The 15,164-nt window shown below is 48.1% G+C and carries 21 protein-coding genes and 1 pseudogene; 8 read left to right on the top strand and 14 right to left on the bottom strand.

Annotation, left to right across the window (positions count from 1 at the left end; all coding sequences use genetic code 11):
• Positions 1-46: 46 nt before the first annotated feature.
• Complete coding sequence (locus NWE93_00865) at positions 47-3,073, top strand: hypothetical protein (GenBank protein MCW3998774.1); 3,027 nt, start codon at positions 47-49, stop codon at positions 3,071-3,073.
• Between the two features lie 69 nt (positions 3,074-3,142).
• A complete protein-coding gene (locus NWE93_00860) occupies positions 3,143-4,573 on the top strand; it encodes a hypothetical protein (protein MCW3998773.1) in 1,431 nt (476 codons plus the stop codon).
• 165 nt (positions 4,574-4,738) lie between these two features.
• Here the strand turns inward: NWE93_00860 and NWE93_00855 are convergent, their stop codons facing one another.
• Positions 4,739-4,864, bottom strand: a complete 126-nt coding sequence (locus NWE93_00855; protein MCW3998772.1) for a hypothetical protein — start codon at positions 4,862-4,864, stop codon at positions 4,739-4,741.
• Positions 4,865-5,386: 522 nt separating this feature from the next.
• On the opposite strand from NWE93_00855, the gene NWE93_00850 reads away from it, so the two are divergent.
• Positions 5,387-5,785 (top strand): ester cyclase, encoded by a 399-nt coding sequence (locus tag NWE93_00850; GenBank protein MCW3998771.1) that lies wholly within the window; start codon positions 5,387-5,389, stop codon positions 5,783-5,785.
• On the opposite strand, the gene NWE93_00845 is transcribed toward NWE93_00850, so the two are convergent.
• Genes NWE93_00845 through NWE93_00825 form a run of 5 tightly spaced genes read right to left on the bottom strand, consistent with a single transcriptional unit; the run spans position 5,782 to position 8,159 of the window.
• Positions 5,782-6,297, bottom strand: coding sequence for a hypothetical protein (locus NWE93_00845; GenBank protein MCW3998770.1), 516 nt, complete (start codon positions 6,295-6,297; stop codon positions 5,782-5,784). The genes NWE93_00850 and NWE93_00845 overlap by 4 nt on opposite strands.
• Before the next feature lie 37 nt (positions 6,298-6,334).
• A complete protein-coding gene (locus NWE93_00840) occupies positions 6,335-6,886 on the bottom strand; it encodes a nucleotidyl transferase AbiEii/AbiGii toxin family protein (protein ID MCW3998769.1) in 552 nt (183 codons plus the stop codon).
• Positions 6,887-6,895: 9 nt separating this feature from the next.
• Positions 6,896-7,081, bottom strand: a complete 186-nt coding sequence (locus NWE93_00835) for a hypothetical protein (GenBank protein ID MCW3998768.1) — start codon at positions 7,079-7,081, stop codon at positions 6,896-6,898.
• A 45-nt stretch (positions 7,082-7,126) separates the two neighbouring features.
• The gene (locus NWE93_00830) at positions 7,127-7,441 is read right to left on the bottom strand and encodes a hypothetical protein (GenBank protein ID MCW3998767.1); all 315 of its coding nucleotides are present in this window, start codon (positions 7,439-7,441) and stop codon (positions 7,127-7,129) included.
• A gap of 10 nt (positions 7,442-7,451) precedes the next feature.
• Positions 7,452-8,159 (bottom strand): hypothetical protein, encoded by a 708-nt coding sequence (locus tag NWE93_00825; GenBank protein ID MCW3998766.1) that lies wholly within the window; start codon positions 8,157-8,159, stop codon positions 7,452-7,454.
• Between the two features lie 134 nt (positions 8,160-8,293).
• On the opposite strand from NWE93_00825, the gene NWE93_00820 reads away from it, so the two are divergent.
• The 4 genes from NWE93_00820 to NWE93_00805 all read left to right on the top strand — a co-directional run bounded on the left by NWE93_00820 (position 8,294) and on the right by NWE93_00805 (position 10,224).
• The gene (locus NWE93_00820) at positions 8,294-8,536 is read left to right on the top strand and encodes a hypothetical protein (GenBank protein ID MCW3998765.1); all 243 of its coding nucleotides are present in this window, start codon (positions 8,294-8,296) and stop codon (positions 8,534-8,536) included.
• The gene (locus NWE93_00815) at positions 8,517-8,915 is read left to right on the top strand and encodes a hypothetical protein (protein ID MCW3998764.1); all 399 of its coding nucleotides are present in this window, start codon (positions 8,517-8,519) and stop codon (positions 8,913-8,915) included. Before NWE93_00820 ends, NWE93_00815 begins: the two co-directional genes overlap by 20 nt.
• A gap of 33 nt (positions 8,916-8,948) precedes the next feature.
• Positions 8,949-9,872, top strand: coding sequence for a YihY/virulence factor BrkB family protein (locus NWE93_00810; protein MCW3998763.1), 924 nt, complete (start codon positions 8,949-8,951; stop codon positions 9,870-9,872).
• A gap of 76 nt (positions 9,873-9,948) precedes the next feature.
• Positions 9,949-10,224, top strand: a complete 276-nt coding sequence (locus NWE93_00805) for a hypothetical protein (GenBank protein ID MCW3998762.1) — start codon at positions 9,949-9,951, stop codon at positions 10,222-10,224.
• 8 nt (positions 10,225-10,232) lie between these two features.
• Here NWE93_00805 and NWE93_00800 read toward each other — a convergent pair whose 3' ends face one another.
• Entirely contained in the window at positions 10,233-10,826 is a 594-nt protein-coding gene (locus NWE93_00800; protein MCW3998761.1) for a hypothetical protein, read from the bottom strand.
• Between the two features lie 144 nt (positions 10,827-10,970).
• Between NWE93_00800 and NWE93_00795 the strand changes: the two genes are divergently transcribed.
• The gene (locus NWE93_00795; GenBank protein MCW3998760.1) at positions 10,971-11,231 is read left to right on the top strand and encodes a 50S ribosomal protein L35ae; all 261 of its coding nucleotides are present in this window, start codon (positions 10,971-10,973) and stop codon (positions 11,229-11,231) included.
• Positions 11,232-11,345: 114 nt separating this feature from the next.
• On the opposite strand, the pseudogene NWE93_00790 reads toward NWE93_00795, so the two are convergent.
• From NWE93_00790 to NWE93_00760, 7 genes and pseudogenes are all read right to left on the bottom strand, one after another.
• Positions 11,346-11,465, bottom strand: a pseudogene (locus tag NWE93_00790) (hypothetical protein).
• Positions 11,466-11,583: 118 nt separating this feature from the next.
• On the bottom strand, positions 11,584-12,108 hold the full coding sequence (locus tag NWE93_00785; GenBank protein ID MCW3998759.1) for a hypothetical protein: 525 nt from the start codon (positions 12,106-12,108) through the stop codon (positions 11,584-11,586).
• A 17-nt stretch (positions 12,109-12,125) separates the two neighbouring features.
• Positions 12,126-12,296: a hypothetical protein gene (locus NWE93_00780; protein ID MCW3998758.1), complete on the bottom strand. Its 171-nt coding sequence runs from the start codon at positions 12,294-12,296 to the stop codon at positions 12,126-12,128.
• 11 nt (positions 12,297-12,307) lie between these two features.
• Complete coding sequence (gene eif1A, locus NWE93_00775) at positions 12,308-12,613, bottom strand: translation initiation factor eIF-1A (protein ID MCW3998757.1); 306 nt, start codon at positions 12,611-12,613, stop codon at positions 12,308-12,310.
• 274 nt (positions 12,614-12,887) lie between these two features.
• The gene (locus NWE93_00770) at positions 12,888-13,304 is read right to left on the bottom strand and encodes a hypothetical protein (GenBank protein MCW3998756.1); all 417 of its coding nucleotides are present in this window, start codon (positions 13,302-13,304) and stop codon (positions 12,888-12,890) included.
• A gap of 95 nt (positions 13,305-13,399) precedes the next feature.
• The gene (locus NWE93_00765; protein ID MCW3998755.1) at positions 13,400-13,567 is read right to left on the bottom strand and encodes a hypothetical protein; all 168 of its coding nucleotides are present in this window, start codon (positions 13,565-13,567) and stop codon (positions 13,400-13,402) included.
• Between the two features lie 9 nt (positions 13,568-13,576).
• Positions 13,577-15,163: a hypothetical protein gene (locus tag NWE93_00760; GenBank protein ID MCW3998754.1), complete on the bottom strand. Its 1,587-nt coding sequence runs from the start codon at positions 15,161-15,163 to the stop codon at positions 13,577-13,579.
• Between the last annotated feature and the right edge of the window lies 1 nt (position 15,164).

Here is a 15,164-nt window from a genome sequence, read left to right as displayed (position 1 = left end):
CTAAATAGAATAATTGAAAAGCATTGGCTTTAGGAGTAAAAAGACAATGGTGAAAAAAGCGCAAAAACAACTTTTTACATTAATTCTTGCTGCACTAATTAGCTCTATTGTTTATTCCTCAATAATGCCTGATGCACAAGCTGCACAGCCTACCCTTCAAGAAAAAGGGCTATCCACCCTACACAATGCTTTAAATCTAAACATGGCAAAATTCAACGCTACAATAAAAGAGGGCGCTCAAGATACCTATATGGGTGTTGTTCCCCAAGACAACGTGCGCTACCTATTAGAAGCCAATGACAGTAAAGTTGATGCGCTCTGTTCCTTCATAAACGGCGATTTACGAATGATGTATATGCTGGAAAATCGGGGAACACCAGTCATAACCAAATTGGCAGAAAAACAATTTGAATTCGCCAACGGAAATTTGCGAGTAATCGATGTAGCTGAAACAGCCAAAACCTTTCTTAATAACTATCGAAGTCTGAGTGGAAAACCGTTTTATGATCAACTAAGCTCAATGCTTAACAACATAGAAGACGATAACATTACAGTAACTAAAGACAACGTACAGCTTGAGGTCAATGTTACAGACGGGTTAACAGTATATAAGTGGACATATATATCTAACGGCATCGAGGCCCCCAACAAATGCGTAGCTTTGGGCTACAAAAGTGGTGTCTTAAGCTACTTTATCGATAACTGGGACATTTACAACGTTGCTAGCACATCCGTGAAGGTCACTGAAAAACAAGCCATCGATATCGCTTCAAATGCAGTCACAAATTTCAATTGGAACATGAAATCTGATAACTCTACTGTTGAGGTAATGAATTTCCAAATTGCCAATGCAATGGTAATCCAGACAGTTTTTGCTAGTAGCGTCGATGCTAATACGACACGGGGTTTTGATCCACTGGCGCTTTACCCTATGCGGCACGTGTGGATTAGCCTTGATAAATTCTACCCGGGCAATGTCTATGGAATAGACGTTTATGTCTGGGCTGATACGGGGGAAGTCTGTTATATTCATGAGAGAATATCAACAATTGATCCACCAGCAGATCAAGTCGCCGCGGTTGACCCAACAGAGAATCCAAATGCAGCCGAAACAAGTTCCGTAGGAAGCATCTTTGTGCCTCTTTTCGCCCTTGTATTGTTTACGCTTGGAGTTGCGCCTATTTGGTTGAAGCAGAAAAACGTGCGTAGACAGTCATTGAAGCTTAGCGGATTACTGCTTTGCCTTTTGTTGTCTTTTTCGACGCTGTTGGGTTCTATGTATACTGTAGGGGCTGTCGAGCCAACGAGACGGTCCTTGATCTGGGGTGCAGAAAGTACTGGTGCAAATGATACTCAAATACCAGGCGATTGGGATAATTGGCGTAAAACTGAAAATGAAATTAACCGCCAACAAATAAGTAGCAACGCAATAAATAACTACTTTAAAGATGATGGTTACGCAGCTGACAATTATCAGGGTTCAGGATCAATCGCGACTAAAATCATAAGTAATCTCACTGATGCTGAAACAAATTACGCCCTTACTGCAGTACTCGATTTTGACCATGGTGTCGGAAACGAGTGGAACTTCCCGGGGGCTTCAAATGAATTTCATTTCTGCTTCGAAGATAATATTGGCACACGTGTTGGAACTGCCAGTAATCCAGCTACGGTTAAGGAAAACGCCGTCTATGATATGAACATATCAAGCGTGACTTCTGCAGGAAAATCCTTCTTTACGTTCATAAATACCTGTTATTCCGCCAACCTTACCAATCCGATAACTGGTCAAAGTTGGCAAGGAGAGGTAGCTGGTCGAGCGCGCGGAATGCCATATGCATGGACGGGTCACGAGATTGGTCAAGATTATGGCGAGTTGAGTGATGATGGTTATCAATCCCCTGATGGGAGTAACTTTTGTTACATCGGCTTTCCTTTCGGTTCAGCAGCTTTAGACCAGACGATAGAGGGAATATCCCCAAAGTATGCGACGTGGCTTGAGAATTTCTTCTGGTATGCATTAACATGCGATATTTCAGTTAATGACGCCTTGGATGAGTCTTCGTTGAAAAACTTCAATGAGTTATTTGGGAGTACGGACTTGCATAACGGTTTTGGAGCAGTGTGGCCGCAATGGAACTGGCAAACTCAGGAATGGGACGATCCCCCGTATACTGGAAGTACTTTGGTGGTTTATGGCAACGGAAATATACATCTATACCAGTATTTTGTAAATGAGCACGGCCCTGCAACATCTTATGGTAATGCAGGCGTAAGTAATCCTGACGGCATAGAAGGCGGCTCAAACGATAACAGCTTCACCACTCTTTATGCAATTGGCGACGAAGATCAAGCAGTAATTGTTGGAGCCATACCATGGAACCCGATAGGCCACATATACCTTTATGGAAATACCAACACGGGGTATAACAGTCATGTACAAGTATGGGTCTCCTACTATGGTGGAAGCGGTTGGGTCCCAGTCAACTCCAATCTTTGGATAACTCAAACCACGCCCGGATGGATCGATGTCGGAGAATACCAGGGCTTTTTTAATTACATAGCGATAGTCGTCTACGCAGATAGCCAGCCCTCACTTCTCAACGTTGATTCAGTTCTTGTAATTCCAGACCCAAATGAGTTCTCTGCCCATTATTGGGTACCAGAGATTGTTACAAGCTCAAATTATGGCAGTGGATACGTCGATAACCCAGAAGGAATGGTGGGAAGTGGCAATGATAATGATTATGCGCAAATTTGGGGTTGGTATTACGAGGGCGATGGAGGCGTAATTGTCGGCGCAATGAACAGGGAAGCGCACGGTCAAATTTACTTTTACGGTTATTCAATCGATACCTACTGGAGCCACTACTATGTTTGCGTCTCCTACAACAATAACAATGACTGGGTGATAACAAAAGAAGGCTGGCTTGAATGGTCAGGTTTCCCCGGATGGGTTGACGGTGGATACTCTGTAAATGACTTCAGGTACATTGCAATAGTGGCTGAAATCAACTACGAGTATATGCCCGTGAACTTGTTTGTAGATTCAGTAAAAGTCTATAACTCGTAGCCCCCCATTTTCCCTTAGTTAAGCAAATTGGACAAAATTTTATATATAAAAAGTGGATAATATCTACTCATGAATCGTTTAAGCATTATTCCTCTGGTTTTTCTTCTGATTTCATCAGGCATCATGCCCTTGTTTGTGAGGGCTGATTCTAGGACTTTGGTGGTTCCAGACGATTTCCCGACTTTGAGCGCAGCTATTGGAAACGCAACAAATGGCGATTCGATCTATATTAGAAACGGCGTCTATGAGGGGCCTGCCAATAGCACTCTGCTTATAACAAAATCCATCACCATCAATGGAGAAAGCGCTGAATCTACCAAGATAATGTTAACTCCACCATTAATCCAGAAAGAGATATTCACCTTCTCTTACATGGCTTATGATTCGGCCATCAAAGTCAATGCCGTAGATGTTAGGATCTCGAACATAGAAATCGAAAGTGTAGGCGACGGCGATATTTCTTTGACTAATCGGGGAACTCAGGTTATTGGTGTAGTGATGAATCTTAAGGTTATAGCAAGAGCTGACTCAACACAAATCATCAACAGCACCCTTCGCGGCATCGATTCAATAGGCTCTGGTCTGACAATTAAAGGTAACAATGTAAATGGGACAGGCAGCTACCTCATTTCCTGTATCGGTTCATACAACACGATTGAATCCAACCGTGTATCTGGCGAGGGCGGAGGCATCAGCGCGAAGGGCGACCGAAACGTTATCCAATCAAACATGATAACTTCTAACGGCAGTAGTGCTTTCGGCGGCGTTGAAATCGAAGGAAACCAAAACCTCCTCCTCGGCAATGAAATCCCGACTATTGTCAAAATCGGAAGCACACATGCCCCCAACAGCACCCAAAACTTTGTTGCCGCAAACACAATCAAGGGCATCTTGAAGATTTTGGCGAGCAATAATACTTATGTGGGGAATTATCTTCAAGGTTTAGCCATTGGCAGCGCTGGACCTGCAGCATGGAATAACATGTTTTACCATAACAATTTTGATTTTGTCACCGATCCTTATTGGTCGCCTCCCCAAGAGAGAACCTTTACGGTTTGGAGAACAACTCACGAGCTCTTCCTCGATAATGGCAAGGAAGGCAATTACTGGAGTGACTACAACGGTTCTGATACCGACAGAGACGGAGTAGGCGATTCCCCATACATCATTTATGCTAACGACACCAAAAACTACGATAACATCGGTTCCTTCAATATCTCTCCCCTTGTCTTAACCGATAATTACCCCCAAATGGCGCCTTTTTCAAGTGTTAGTTTTACACTGCCAGATTGGGCATTAACTTCCCTTAGAAGCACTGATATAACCCTGCCCATGAACTCGTCAAATTCACAATTAGCATCACCTGATTCAGAGTCTCAAAAAGACAAATTAAACTCGCCAGAATCTTTTGATAGTACACTGGCCGCTGTTGTTTTTGCTTTAGTGATTGTTGGTATCGGCAGTGCTCTTGTCTTGTATTATAAAAAGCATCATCGTTAGGCGCATAACCAACCATAAATTCGTGAGGAGACCTAACCATAGGATAACATAAACTAAGGCAGCTTTGCGTAGTCATAAAAAACCAAACCAACAATCCACTGCAAATTCTAATACAGAAAACAAGCGGTTAGGTTATCAGATAAAAGTAGAAAAGTTGGGGGGAGTTTAGTTTTGGTCTACTAGGTGGGCGGTGCCGTCGGGGCAGTAGACTTTCTCGTTGGTGCCTACTTTGCGGTATCGCTCGCTGCACATATGCAGCATCTCGCAGCCGTCGCAGTCTCTACTCAGCATTTCTTCGCCTCCGTTGGGGCATTGCACATCTGCATTTTTTGTTTATAAAACTATGTAACACGTACATATATCGCGACGCATATGCGGGGGTATAGCGGTGCGAGCAGGGAGCGGCTGTTTTGGCTTGGCAGCCGGTAATCATGCTGCGTCCCGTTTGCTTTGCCTGTTGTTTACGCGTGCCGAACGCGAGAACGGACATACCCCATGAATTTGAATGGCAAAGCGCACAGGTGCCGCAGATCATAGCTGCCAGAGCCAACATGCCGTCATCCAACCTTTCTTGAGGATTGGTTTTTTTTGCTCTGTCAACCTCTATGGTCGGCGGCGGATATAAAGGGTGTTGAGAAATGTTCATAACATTTAATAAAAACCCAACAACCGCACAGCAAATGCAAAAGTTACCTTGCAGTTGAACAGAAAACCCACCCGCCCGCGGCACAGCAGCCGCCAAGCCGCTGCCACATCGCCACACCCACACACCCTTAAAACCCCACTGCCCCACCTACACATGGATGAAACAATATGCAGGCACAAACCGCAACCAACCTAGCTCAAAACAAGCGCCTGGCCAAAGAATGCCTCGACATGATTTTTAACCAGAAAAACCCCGCCCAAGCCGTCGCCCAGTACATAGGCCCCAGCTACCGCCAGCATAACCCCGACGCAGCCGACGGACCCCAAGGCGTAATAGCCTACGCCGGCGCCTACATAAAAGCCAACCCCGACCTCCACGTGGAATTCAAACGTATCATAGCTGAAGGCGACTACGTCGCGGTGCACAGTCACCTAAAACCCCATCCGGGCAGCCGCGGAGAAGCCATCGTGGATATCTTCCGTGTAGAGGACGGCAAACTAGTTGAGCACTGGGACGTGGTGGAAGAGGTTCCCGAGCCCCATGCTAACCGCAACACCATGTTTTAGGCTGAGTTTTGTGTGCGCACGGTGGGTTTAGCCATGACTTCGCGGATTAGCCGGGCAACCCGAAACGGCGAACGCACCAGCGCAAGCCGAACCCGCCGTTCCCCCTGCGAGTTAATCACTAAATCTCCGTAGTCAAAGATTCTGCCGCCTACACTCTGGTAGAGCCGCAGATCGCCAAAGCCCAGCGGCGTAACCACAAAGGAATCCAGCCGAATTATGCCCCGCTGCACCTCCAATCCGTCCTTGCGCAGCACATAACTGCTGGACACCCAGAAAAGAAGCAGGTCAAGCAGACTAAATGCCCAGATTGCGATGAAGATAAAGAGCGTCCAGAGGTAGATGGGTAAAACATAGACTAATGTTACGGCGACGCCTAGGTACATTTCGAGGAAAAGAAAGAATAGGGCAGCCATCACCACGGCAAAGGTGCGCATGATGGCGGAGGGCACCACCCAGGGTCGGTCTGCCCACACGATGGTTTCAAAAGAAGTATCTCTGCAAACATGAGTCAACACAAAACACTAACCAATATAGGTGTGAAACAGCGATTTAAGCCTTCAAACCCAGAGAATCAAACACATTTAATGTGTTGTCTTCTTTTGCCCGCTTCCTAACAGCCTTCAAATCAACGGGGGTGAATTTTAAAATAGCTTCTATGTCCTTGCGGTCTTTTGCTGCACGCTCAGGCGGCAAAGTTACCTTTATCATGCGAAGCTTTGCAGCTATCAACTCCTCAGGTGACTGAAAAAAAGTGTCACACCCCGCAATCTTACCTGCTTTTCTCTTTAGTTCTGAATCGGAAAAGATTATGTCGATGCTGTATGGGGATGTTTTATCTTTAAACGACGCTATCCTAAAACCTGAAGTTAAAGCAGAGTCAATTTTGTGTTCCTCAAAGTGCATCCCTGCTTTTTGTAAAGCAGTAGCCAGTTTACCTTTAAGGTTTGATTCATCGGTGACCGCGACAATCACGTCTATGTCGCTGGTGGTCCGTGGAACACCATAGAAACTAATAGCTAGCGCACCCGTGAAAGCATACTTTAAACCTGATGCCTCAAACGCTTTAACGATTTTTCCGACAAAAGCGTAGTAGGCTTCCATGACGACTCCTCAGTGAGTTTTTGCCCATTGGATGCGTTCACGCAGCTTCTCTAAAAGCTCCTCTTCGCTGATGCCGGGATACTGCTGGCGTATGCCATCCGCGCAGACCCGCATGCAGCCATCAGTCATGTCTATGCATAGCTGCACTTTCTCTTCGGGGGACAGATGCCCCAGCCGCTCCCACTCTTCATCCATACAGAGCCACGACATGGCATATGGCGGCTTGTAGTTAAAATAAATTTACATCACAGGCCGACGCAGCAGCATATGCTCGATGGAGCGTAGCAACTGGTAGCCGAAGAGTATAGCAACGAAGTAGGTTGGCCACAGAATCACCGGCCAGTTACCCGGCGTGTAGTTCCAAAGCCCCGTGGAGACAGCGAAGAACTCCATCAGAGCAAGCGATGCCATGCCGCCGAAGGCCAGGAAAACCTGCTCTTTCACTTCGTGCTTTGCGCCCCATTTGCGGCGGGCAACGATTAAAAGAGCCCATGCGCCAAGGAACGCGAATAAGAGGATGTACCAGCTTGAGTTAAAGTCGAATATTACATTCATTTTTTTTAACCTATTTTTTACGTTTACTTGGGTTGTTGCTTCTGCGGGGTTTGCGATTGCTACGGGCGGGTTTATGGTTAGACCAGCATTTTGAGCAGAACACGGGTTTGTCGGCTTTAGGCTGGAAGGGCACTTCGCATTGGGCGCCGCATTCACTGCAGACCGCGGTGAAGGTGGCTGCAGCTGTGGCGGCTTTGAAGAGCTGATACTTCTTTAGCCTGGGCCAACCCGTTTTGGCGTATGGTAGCATCTTAGGGTTGTCTTTGAGCCAGCGCATCATATGGAAGAAGCTTTTGCCCCGCTTCTCATCCCGCTCCGCGAGGGGTTCATAGCCTAAGTTACGGATCTCATCGAGGTAGGCGATTTCAACTAGCCGCTGGGTCTCGCCTTCAACATGCACTCGCTTCACGCGGTCTTCCCCATAGATTTTCTGGAGGTCCACTGCGGCTACGTCAAAGATGCAGCCCTGACAGATTTGGATAACCTCGTCTTCTTTGAGGGGAAATTTGGCGACGAGTCTTGTGACGACGCGGGAAGACTCTTGCAGGTACTCTTTCTCGCGGAAGATGTCCTGATAGAACTTCACGTCGATTAAGTCGTATTTGAATTCGCCTGTTTCTTCATGGTAGGCGCCGACTACAACGCCGAAAAGTAAATCGCCGCTGCCAGCGTCGTCAACGATAAGCGTCAACTTGGGATGTATCCCTCTCTCTTGCAAAGCCAATACAGCTAGGTTCTATAAAAACCCGCCTTAAACTAAACAAGTTAAATCAGGTGAAACAAGAAAAACCCCAGCCGTGCCATCGGATAAACATTTATTGCCCTTGCAGCCTTAATGTCTAGACGAGTTTTATGGCAGATTCTTATCAGGTAACTTCTCTACAGGAGACTTTGCAGAAAATTAAACCGGATAATTTTACTGAGATTATCGATAAAATCGTCGGCGACAAAGACAACCTGCGGGTCGATGTGCAGGCTGTAAGATTCCGCTTTGGCAACGTCACCTATGAAGTCAGCGGCGAAGTCAACTTTAACGTCAAACACAGAAACAGCCGTCACTGGAAGGAACCCACCTATGCAGGCGCCCCAAAGTAACCTACCGGCTTTCGAGTCTGGAACGGTGCTGCTTTCAACCGGTAAGCTGCAGGTGTTAAGGGTGGATTTGACAAGTAACCTCATTGCAGTTGACCTCCAAGATAAAGCCTTCATAAAGCGACTGATAGCCATGCGCGGCGAACTCACGCCCAAACTGCGCCAAGCCGATGCCGCCCAGAACCCTCAGAGCCCCCTTGCCGCCCTCCGAAACGTCGCTGAAACCCTCAAAAGCAGCGGCGTAACCCTGACGGTGTCGTATAGGAGCCGCCGCATAGTCACCATAGGCGCCCAAGCGAACCCGACACTTCTGCAGGCAGTAACTAAAACAAGAGCGGTTGCCCTCAACAGCCTCTACACCGCCATAAAACTACTCATCTAAAACGTAGGCTAAGCCATGAATAAAGCAGGGTTTATGAAAATTCTTCTGGAAACCTACAGTCGATGGCAGAAACATGACGCCACCCTGCGAGCAGCCGCCCTTGCCTTCTTCATCATCCTGCCGCTGCCCTCCCTAGCCCTGATTGGCGTGGCGGTGTTTGCGCAGTTCTACGGGCAGGAGCAGGCGCTTGCGCAGCTGATTAGCCAAGTAAGCACCCTTGTGGGTCCAGCCGTGGCGGCGCTGCTTGAGGACCTACTTACCAACGCCCAAAGCCCCCTCACCTCCATAATCGGCTCCTTCTTTAGCATAGTCTTTGCCATATCGGGCGCGGTGGGGGCGTTTTCGGTGCTTCAGAAATCTATCGATGTCATCTGGGAAATCCACCCGAAAAGAGGCATCGCTGAATCCATAAAAGCCAAACTGGTGCCCTTCGCTGCCATCATCGGGCTGGGGCTTTTGGTGGTGGCTTGGACCGCGTTTTCCACGGTGCTCTCTGATGCAGCTATCGCCCTTTTTAGTTCCCTGCTGGGCAGATTCCCCACGCTTCTACTCCGGCTGCTTGAGGTCGTTTTATCTTTCGTGTTGGCGACGTTGCTTTTCGCCGTTGTTTTTAAGACGCTGCCTGAAACCGAGGTGCAGTGGCGCGACGTCTGGGTTGCCGCGGCGATAACTGGCTTGGTTTTCACGTTGCTTAACTCTTTTTTCGGTCTCTACCTTAGCTTATTCTACATCAACACGTTGGCTGGAACCGCGGGCAGCCTGATAGTTCTTTTTCTGTGGATATACATAACTGCCCTCTTCGTGCTGTTCGGCGCCCAATTCTCCAAGGTGTACGCGCAGACTTTTGGCAGCTACAAAAACAAGCCGCTAACACCCAAAAAACGTGAAACTGAACCGATAGACCACGTGGAGATGAAGGCGGAGGTTAAAGTCAAAGTTATCCCAGACAGGAACTAACGGCGCCTGTTGCTGCAGGGTGGATGCCACATACCCTTAAAGCGCTCGCAAACCACTTTTTCATGGTGTCTTTTTTATGGAGAATGCTCAGAAATTTGTTGTGTTCATAAAAATCGGCTCGAAAGGCGCTGATGGAATCTACCAGGCAATCATGAAGTGGAATCAATCTCCCCTCAAGGGCGTGATGCTACAGGAGGCTTGCCAGGCGTTTGGGAAATGGGATTTTATGGTGCTTTTTGAGGCGGATACAAACGAGAATGCGCTGCATTTCGTGGGCGACATCGTGCGTCCCGTGGAAGGCGTCGTGGCGACAAGAACCATCCCGGTTCCAGCCCTGAAAAAATGGAGCTAATCGCCCCCTTATAGGGTGCTTTGTCGGTCTTCACGGATAGTTTTAGATTCGTCGGGGTGGAATTCGCTTTGGTGTTTGCGGTAGATTTCCAGCCGCCACTTCTGCTCCCAGCTTGCCCACCCCGTCTTCACCAGGCCCTCGCGGACATGCGGTTTCTCGGCGACCCAGTCCAGAAAACTCCAGAACCGCCGCTGATCCTTAAGCATCTCCCTTGGCACCCCCACCTCCACGCACCAGCGCAGATACGCCTCCTCCACCAGCCGGTTAAGTTCGCCTGTGGATTCGACCCGCTGCACCTTAAAGCCCAAGCTCTCCAGATGCCCGATAACGCCTGAGAGCACGTATTCGCTGCAGACCTTAAAGCAGGTGTCTTTTTCGGGCTGCATAACGGTGAGGATTTCGTCGGCGATTTTTTTGGCGTTTTCAAGGTATTTTTTGTTTTTGAAGTTGGGGGGTTGGAAAGCGGAGGTGGGGATGCGCCGCTCAAGGAGCATGCGCTGGGGGGGCTTAACTGCGCCGACAACAACGCCCAGTAGCAAATCGCCCCAACCGTAGGCGTCGATGAGTATCATGTTGCCTGGGAGATAGCAGTTTAGCGCCAAAGTAATCAGACAATTATGCGTGGGCGCTTTAAATAAAATTTAGCTAAAAAACCGCCTGAACATGCCTTGCTTTGGCATTTATTTTAGTGCAGCTTTAAATGCATGAAACCATTACATGGAGGCACTCAGATGGTGAATGATTGTATGAAAATTATCGGTCGCATAACCAATTATCGAACTGGACCTAAATCCCAGCAGCCAAAAGAATGCTTAATCCAATTTGACAACATGGACTTCGGCAGCGCCGGAAAACTTGTCGGGCAAAAAGTAGTTTGGACAAAAGGCAAAGACGAATGGAAAGGAAAAATTGTTGGAACACATGGAAGAACTGGTACGGTTAGAGCCAAATTCGCAAGACCCGTTCCAGGCCAAGCGATAGGCACCATCGTTGAATTAGTAAGCTAAACGCTTACTTTTTCAGCGCCAGCTTTCTCGGCGTCTAGACCAGGCTTGTTTTTCGCCTTCCGCGTTTTGTGGTTTAGTTTCTGTTCGGTTTCCATTTTCTGGCCGCCGATCGCCCCGGTGCTTACTTAGGCATTCTCTACAATAAACTGGTTTACCGGCAGTGGGTTTGAAGGGAACGGTGGCGGTTTTTCCGCAGTCGTCACATTTTATTTCGGTTGAGACTTGTTCTGACATGTTATGGTCCTGTTAATTTTAGGCTATGAAAAATAGCGGGTGATTAACTTCACCCATAGAGGACGCGGCGGAATTAAACGTTTGCATCCTGAAATAGAAAATTCAGGTTAAATGGTGATTATTTATTCAGTGCCAAAGCCATCTTAAGGTCGTTTTTAAGCAACCCAACGTTTCCCTGCTTAAAGTTGTATTTAACTGAGCCTGTAAGCGACCTTATCTTGCATGGCGCACTAAGTTTTCCGCATTCGGATTCCGCTCCGGTGTCTTTTCCGCATTTTTTGAGGCATTGATTGTTTATGCAGCCAATAATCGCATGGTATAGTTCTTCAATTTGGAAAGGCGGCATGTAGTCGTCGGATACATGCTGAATTTTATGTTTTGCCATTTCAACAACAGCGGTGTCTGTGAATTTTCTGCTAATCAGAATTGCCGAGTCAAAGTTTTCTTGCCTTATGTACTCCGCCATAGTTTTAATGTCGTTGACGCCGATGCATTCGCTGCCTATCGGTTCGATTGCGCGTAGAAGCACTTTATTGTTTAGGCTATCTAGGGCTGTTACGTCGGTGCAGTTGGCGGTTTTCTCTTTCTTTACGTTTTTGTAGCCCCGCACCGCAATTATAAAGTTTGTTTTGTTTTCATTCATCTATTTCACCTCTATCTTTAGATTTCGCCGAGGTCTTCTTCTTCGAAATCTTCGAGAAACACTTTTCCTTCTTTGGTTACTAATCTATAGTTAGAGTCGCAGATGGGACAAGATACCGCCTGGTTTTCGATGATGTTTCCGTCTTTTTGGAAGGTATTTCCGCATTCCCTACACTTCAGAATAATCATTAACAATTCTCCTACATCGTTAGGTAATTGTGGTTTCTGAGCCAATCGGACTGATTTTTTCTGTAACGCCAAAAGATGTCGCCTCGACTCTCGCTTTGAAAATCCCAGGGGGAAACCAGAACTATGTCGCCTTCTCTTATCCAGACGCGCCGTTTTAGTTTACCTCTAATTCGGCATAACCGTTCGTTTCCATCTTGGCATTTAACCATGATTCGGTCGGCGCCCAGCATTTTTATAGCCATGCCCAAGACATCATTTGATGAGGGAAGAACCATATTGTCTAGGCTGCCTTCGTTTGTTATTTTTCTTTTACCCATTTTAGAGCCTCAGTAAGAATAATCTGGAGAAAAAGCCGCGCTCAGACCTCTTCTTCTAAAGAATTCTAGTACCTGATAGATTGTTCTATCAACTATATTAGTGTATACAGAGAAAAAACCCGTTTTTCCCTTAAAATCAGCAAATAATGAGCATCTGAGGTTTTTTTAGGAAAAAGAAACAAAAAATTTCCTTTTTTCCAAAAAGGCTTGTTTTCTACCTATCCCACGGCAGGTGACTAAGCGTAAATGCGCCGCAAGAGCATCCAAGAAGACCCTAGTGCTTTATGCCATATTTTGCTTTAAGGCAGTCGTCACAAAAGTTCTGTTTGTATTTTCTCACTCTGCGGGGCTGAAAGGTTTTGCTGCACCCGTTGCACTTCACTAGGTTAGCTTGTTTTGGGTCAATCAGTTTAATGCGGCGGTTAAGCTCCGCTTTAATCGCCATGTCACTTTCGTTTTCAAGTGCGCTCTTCAAAAGATCCAAGGCTAGCTCTATGCTTTTTTCTCCGAATATTTCCCCGAAAACCGTTACTGTTTTTCCTTTGCCCTGCTCGACCTTTACGGGCAGCATGCAAACGAAATTCGCAGGGTACTCTTTTGCTTTGCTGGAATCCACAACGGCGAAACGGTAACTGGATGCCATATTGCTGTCCACTGCATCCCGTCTAAAAGCCTGTAGTTTGCAAACCATACAACAACACTTGAAGGAAACAAGAAGAGTCGGATGCACCTAATATCTGTATGGTGAAGCAAGTTGCGGAACAAATCAGCAAAGGGATACTGCAGCTACATTTTTAGCCGCTTCAAGCAGCGTTTAATGTTTTCTTCATCACATAAGATGTCCTCAAGCAGCGCGTTGGTGACAACGTAGAGTTTAAGGTCATTTAGCACGGCGAGTTTACGCAGTTCCCGATGCAGGTCTTCTCGGACTTCGACGACAACCCGTCTACTCATAGCGTCACCTTAGAGTTTAGCGGTTTTGTACCTGCTAAGCTGACTGGTCTTGCTGCGCAGGGCATAGACGTAATCGGCAAGCAACGGTTTTTCGCGTCCCAGTTCCAGCGTAGCGTGAAGCGTCTGGGTTCTGCCGTCCACATGGTACTCGACGGTTTGAACTCGAAAGCTGCCGCTGACGCCCTCGTTGGGCAACGCCACTGAGACCTTGTCGCCCGCCAAAATAGGCGCTGCTCCGTAGTCAAGCACTGAGGTTTCGACCACCAGGGATTCAGCGGGGTCCTTGAGGTTGACGAGAACCGCGTTGGCATGGAAACTGCATTCGGCGTCGCTGGCAAGTTCCTCGTTGACTTCCACAAGCTCACGCAGCCCAACAGTGGCTTGACTTGCCGAATCTTCCACAGCGCTGCTGTAGCGGTTGCCGCCGAAGTATAAGCCATCCACCCAAAAGCTACCGGACCCCACCCCGGTAAACCACAGCGTAACCTGCACCCTCTTGACTAGATTCCAGTTGAAATCCGAGACGGCTTGCCACTGGTCAGCGCTTTTTGCGCCCACGGCGATCTGGGTTTGGAACCACTTCTCGTTGCCCACCGTCATTTCATGCGAGGCGAGGTTGCCGTAGATGTCATGGAGCACGATGGTTGCGTTGCCGTTGAATGCTGCGTCGCGGCTTAGCCACAGGTTAAGGGTGGGGTAGGCGTCGGTGTCGACTTCGCTGCCGCTGTTTAGGGTAAGTTGGCAGCTGGCATAGTAGAGGCTACTGGCAGTGGTTTTTATGGATGCGGAGCCCTTGACGTGGGTGGCTGTGTCGAGGCTTAGGCTGCCGGAGAGGGCGGTCCATGCGCCGCCGCTGGGGCTGAGGCTTTCGGTCCACTGATCCTTGTCGGCGGGGACGCTTTTGTCAGCTGCGCCATATACGGTTACGCGGTTGCGCACGCGGGTAATGTCACGGATGTACTCGCTGGTTTCGATGCGTTCAGAGAGGCTAACGGCGCTGGTTTTGCTGTTTTTGGGGAAAAACTCGAATTTGGCGTCGGGTGATACGCGGAAGTCAAAGCCAATGACGCCTGATTTGTCGGCGCTGTCGGCGATCTCACGCAGAATATCGATGACGGGGGTGTCGCTGTATTCGAGGCACGTGTAGGTTGTGTCGGTTGATTCCACCAGTTCAACGCCGCCTCGGACATGGCTTAATCCAACATAGTAGTCGAGGAGGTCTTTGACGATGTCTTCGCCCTTGGCGTTGACGTAGGTTTTGGTGACGACGCGGCGGAAGAGCCGTTCGCCCCAGCAGCGGCCACTCACCGTGAGGTAGTTCTCGACGGGCGAGGACTGGTACTTGACGTTTTCGACGCGCAGAGTCATAAGCAGGGGACAGTTGATGCCTCGGCCCACCGAGAGGCTGCCATCCGAACCCACCGTGATGGGGTAGCTGCCGCCGGAGCTGTATTTGCCGTTCCAATTAGCCAGCACCACCTCGAAGCTACCGACTTCACGGGTGCAGCCCAGATGAACCGACAAATCCACTACGTCCCCCTGCGGAGGCGCAACCGACCCCAAGACAAGGGCGACACAGGGCGCATCTAGACTCAAC

It is taken from the genome of Candidatus Bathyarchaeota archaeon (assembly GCA_026014735.1).
Taxonomy (GTDB): Archaea; Thermoproteota; Bathyarchaeia; order Bathyarchaeales; family Bathycorpusculaceae; genus Bathycorpusculum.
This window is presented reverse-complemented; position numbering and strand designations above follow the sequence as displayed.

Bases quoted from the DNA above. Each gene is read 5' to 3' on its own strand.
- NWE93_00865 (MCW3998774.1), top strand. From the start codon at position 47: ATGGTGAAAAAAGCGCAAAAACAACTTTTTACATTAATTCTTGCTGCA.
- NWE93_00860 (MCW3998773.1), top strand. From the start codon at position 3,143: ATGAATCGTTTAAGCATTATTCCTCTGGTTTTTCTTCTGATTTCATCA.
- NWE93_00855 (MCW3998772.1), bottom strand. From the start codon at position 4,864: ATGCTGAGTAGAGACTGCGACGGCTGCGAGATGCTGCATATGTGCAGC.
- NWE93_00850 (MCW3998771.1), top strand. From the start codon at position 5,387: ATGCAGGCACAAACCGCAACCAACCTAGCTCAAAACAAGCGCCTGGCC.
- NWE93_00840 (MCW3998769.1), bottom strand. From the start codon at position 6,886: ATGGAAGCCTACTACGCTTTTGTCGGAAAAATCGTTAAAGCGTTTGAG.
- NWE93_00835 (MCW3998768.1), bottom strand. From the start codon at position 7,081: ATGGATGAAGAGTGGGAGCGGCTGGGGCATCTGTCCCCCGAAGAGAAA.
- NWE93_00830 (MCW3998767.1), bottom strand. From the start codon at position 7,441: ATGAATGTAATATTCGACTTTAACTCAAGCTGGTACATCCTCTTATTC.
- NWE93_00820 (MCW3998765.1), top strand. From the start codon at position 8,294: ATGGCAGATTCTTATCAGGTAACTTCTCTACAGGAGACTTTGCAGAAA.
- NWE93_00815 (MCW3998764.1), top strand. From the start codon at position 8,517: ATGCAGGCGCCCCAAAGTAACCTACCGGCTTTCGAGTCTGGAACGGTG.
- NWE93_00810 (MCW3998763.1), top strand. From the start codon at position 8,949: ATGAAAATTCTTCTGGAAACCTACAGTCGATGGCAGAAACATGACGCC.
- NWE93_00805 (MCW3998762.1), top strand. From the start codon at position 9,949: ATGGAGAATGCTCAGAAATTTGTTGTGTTCATAAAAATCGGCTCGAAA.
- NWE93_00795 (MCW3998760.1), top strand. From the start codon at position 10,971: ATGAAAATTATCGGTCGCATAACCAATTATCGAACTGGACCTAAATCC.
- NWE93_00785 (MCW3998759.1), bottom strand. From the start codon at position 12,108: ATGAATGAAAACAAAACAAACTTTATAATTGCGGTGCGGGGCTACAAA.
- NWE93_00780 (MCW3998758.1), bottom strand. From the start codon at position 12,296: ATGATTATTCTGAAGTGTAGGGAATGCGGAAATACCTTCCAAAAAGAC.
- eif1A (MCW3998757.1), bottom strand. From the start codon at position 12,613: ATGGGTAAAAGAAAAATAACAAACGAAGGCAGCCTAGACAATATGGTT.
- NWE93_00770 (MCW3998756.1), bottom strand. From the start codon at position 13,304: ATGGTTTGCAAACTACAGGCTTTTAGACGGGATGCAGTGGACAGCAAT.
- NWE93_00765 (MCW3998755.1), bottom strand. From the start codon at position 13,567: ATGAGTAGACGGGTTGTCGTCGAAGTCCGAGAAGACCTGCATCGGGAA.